This is a genomic window from Bradyrhizobium sp. MI1.4 (assembly GCF_055811315.1).
In genome coordinates, this window is record NZ_JBVVPP010000109.1 from 1 (window position 1) to 3545 (window position 3545).

The following is a 3545-nucleotide window of genomic DNA, read 5'->3' on the forward strand; positions in this document are numbered from 1 at the left end:
AAGGTGGGCGACATCGTCTCGGAATCCACGGGCGACTTCATATCGGTACCCCTGGGCGACTTCGTCGGAATCCGCAGGCTGCGCAACGACGGCCGCCGCATCGCCGATCGCATCGAGCGCAGTGCACCCCTTCCGCAAGTGGAGCGCCCGCCGCTCCGCTCCGAAGCGCGACAGCCCGTGGGGCAACCGGCAAGGGCGGCTCCGGAATATGCGCGCCACGCGGCCGACCGGCCGCTCGATCCTTACGGCCGCACCGCTGCGCGCAATGCGCCCGATGAGGCTATTCTCGATATTCCGGCCGAATCGGGCGACGCGGTGGTACACAGCGGTGGTCACAAAATTCGGCCGGGCTTTTAGGAATCCTTGTTTTTCGGTGGTTTTCGCGTATCCGCGGCATAGGGGATGAGAGTCCCACTCTCTCCGCCACCTGAAGCAGTGACACTAAGGAGAGGTGTTCCGACCAAACGTGCCCGTGCCTTGGCGGATAGGCACCTGCTAGATCGCGAGCAGACGTCATGGTGGTCGTAGACCTCCGCAGCGTCGCCAAAAACGAGCGCCATCGCGGACCACGTGAACAGCCGAAGGCTGCTCAGAACCCGAAGCCGAGCGTCGGTGTATCGGCAAAATATCGTCCAAGGGCCGCTTGGTATGAGGCCTGAAAAGCAGGATCGGTAGCCGCGTCGATGACCTGATCGACCACCGCCTCCTCGATGGCATGACTGGCTTCGGGTGGGATGACGCAGGTACGACTTGCGCAGCAATTTCTGTGCTCGTCCTGCAGCATCATGCGCACCGTCCTACCGTGTTCCGCGGTTTCACGAGGCAGCAGATATTTCGTTCCAGGCTCCTGGAGCCCAATATGGAATGGGGTCTCGAACAAGAGGCATTTGCCGTAGGCCTGCCGGAGGATGCGCCACGTCAGGATCATTGCGTTTTCTTCCCGTGCGATCGCCACCTGCACCCGGCCTGTCTTGAAGACTTCGATTTCCTCGAAGGTGGGCTTCGTCAATTCGCACACCATCATCAAGCTCTGCGGCGCAATGTGCCCTCCGATCAAGATCGCGGAGGCTCCGCCTGGAGGCATGACAAGACCGCTCGGTTTGCCAACTTTGAACTGGCAGTCTACCGCGCCAAAGATCGGAGCGGAGTACCGAATGCGGGCCCTCAGCTCCTCCACTGAAGAGCGGGCCGGGCCCTCGTCGCCTTCCGGGCCTGAACTTCCGACAACCACACCAAACCCAGGAAGAGCTTCGCCCTTGCCGAGCGCGAAGTACGCGTCGAACCGACCCAGTCCGTCCTCGTTGACGTACAAGATATCTCCATTGGGAAGCCGGGTGACATCCTGGATGCAGCCATGGACGACGTCCTGAATCCCCTTCAACGTCTTCGGAATGTCCCTTTCGAAGACATCGCGCCGGTATGGATCGACAACCAGAACTCTCATTTGACACTCCATTTTTTTGGTAACGTCCAGCCGCATCAAGCTTTTGATCGCTGCGACTATCCGGTCCCGGACCTATTCCGTCTCAAACTCATGCCGTCAGTTCGAACGTCTATCTCCCAGCCCAGCAAGCTCCAACGGTCATCTGATCGATTCTTTTTCCCGACGGCGTCCCGGCCTTTTCGGTATTCCGCCGATCTGCTCACTCGTCGGCGGACGCGCCGCGGTCGTCTCGGGTCTTGCCGAGCATGCTTCGTCGCTGGGCCGTCAGGTGGCAGTGCGCCGAGCCGCCCTTTCGGCTTTGTCCGCGGCGATCTGCTGCGGTGAGCGCCGCGTGCGCTTGAGAGGCGCCGTCGGCCGGTTCAATGCGGGGACCTTGAATCTCGGGAAGAGGGCCAGCTCCTTTGCGAGCACCGGCACCTTTCGCTTGCCGTACCGCGCCCCGGTCCCGCTCTTGCTTTCGTGGCCGCACATGTAGTCGCACAACTCGGGCTTCATCTTCGTGCCGCGCACGATCTCGCGCCAGAGGTGGCGCCAGCCGTGGTTGGGCTGCACGTCGGTGATCTTGAGTGTATCGCGCACCCATTCTCCCAGCCGCTCGGCGACCTTGTGCCATTGGGGATTGGCTCCCTTTCCGCCGCGGGCGCGGACGGGATCGTAGAACAGCGGCTTGCCGAGCTTGCGGCGTGCTTCGACGTAGACCATGAACTTCTGGTCGAGCAGATGCTTGTGAAGCGGCACGCGGCGCAGCCGCTTGCCTTTCGTGATCTCCGGTCTCAGCACGAAGCACCAATGACCGAGAATCTGCTGGACGTCGGATGGCAAGAGCGAGGTGATTTCGTTGACGCGGGCGCCCGTGTAGGCGCAGATCCAGGGGACCCAACGCCTGGCCGCCCTCATCTCGACGGACATCAGGTGCGACGGCGTCGCAACGGTCGCAGACAGGATCTTCAGCGCCTGCTCCGGATCGAAGCCCCTCTCGTCGTCCTCCTTCCATGCCTTGACGCCCTCGACCTTGATCCCGGCGAACGGATTGACCTCGAGCCGAAGCGCATTGAGCATGTGGGTTGCTACCGACCGCGGCGCCGCCAGCCAGACGTCGCGGACCGCCTTGGGAGCGATGCCCTGGGAGATCATGTAGTCGCGCCAACGCACCGCGTCCTGCGGCGTCACCCGCGCGAGGTCTCGGTGCCTGATCCCTTCGATGAAGCGTTCGATGACCGGCCGCCAGCGCTTGGCCGTCGGCCCGTCGAGGCCGCCCTTGATCCGGGGCTGGCTGCAGTAGAGCTCGAAGGCCTCCATGATGTCGACCTTGGGCTTCGTCCTCGTCTTGGGAAGTTCGCCGAGTTTTCCGTTCTCCTTGTAGTCGCCCTTCGAGGCGCGGAAGACATCGCCGTAGGCGCCCTTCCTCGCTTCGGCGAGCAGGGGCTTCAGCTTTTCGACCTGCGCCTCCGCGGGGGGCTGTCCCAGCTCACGGGTCAGGACGTCGCGCGCCCAGTGGTCGAGCGCCTCTTCGGCTCCCGGATCATCGTCGTCCTCGGTGAGGGCGAGCCACCTCAGGGCGCCAAATCCCGTGCCGGGCTCGGCAATGTGGGCGTCGCGGATCCGGACGTGCGTCTCGCGCTGGATCGCGAACAGGTCCTGATGCGCCAAACCCGCCTTCGGGGCCTTCGGCCCCCGCTTCGCCTCCAACGCCAGAAGTTCCCATTCTCGCTCCAGCTCGACGGAGACGACCGCGATCCTAGCGTTTGCGGTCCGTCGGTCGGTGGTCTTCAGGGACCGCCAGACCTCGGTCTTCCCGACCAGGTGGCGGTACCGTTTCGGCACCTTCTTCCGGATCCAGTAGACGTTCTGCTCGTTGCCGCTGGCCTTCGTCGGCCGGAAGGGGGTCGGCATTCTGGTCGTTCCCATTGGTGTAGACCCTCGGTGTAGAACCGAGGAACGCCCAAAAACACAGCTAAACTTGTATTTACCGGGGTTTTTCGCACGCGTGGGGGAGAGTCCCTCCCTCTCCGCCAACATCATCCGTGTCCGGCCCGAAGACATGGGTAACGGAACGTACCTAAGACATGGGTGACAGCCTCGTGCCGAACGGGTTGTCGAG

2 protein-coding genes and 1 pseudogene are annotated in these 3545 nt (G+C 63.0%); 1 reads left to right on the plus strand and 2 read right to left on the minus strand.

Annotation, left to right across the window (positions count from 1 at the left end):
• A pseudogene (locus AC0L23_RS39720) lies at positions 1 to 357 on the plus strand (hypothetical protein); the annotation flags it as partial.
• 232 nt (positions 358 to 589) lie between these two features.
• Here AC0L23_RS39720 and AC0L23_RS39725 read toward each other — a convergent pair.
• On the minus strand, positions 590 to 1444 hold the full coding sequence (locus AC0L23_RS39725; RefSeq protein WP_473358397.1) for a DUF3846 domain-containing protein: 855 nt from the start codon (positions 1442 to 1444) through the stop codon (positions 590 to 592).
• Positions 1445 to 1708: 264 nt separating this feature from the next.
• Positions 1709 to 3337 carry a DUF6538 domain-containing protein gene (locus tag AC0L23_RS39730; RefSeq protein WP_473358398.1) on the minus strand — a complete coding sequence of 543 codons (1629 nt, stop codon included), beginning with the start codon at positions 3335 to 3337 and terminating at the stop codon, positions 1709 to 1711.
• Positions 3338 to 3545 lie beyond the last annotated feature (208 nt).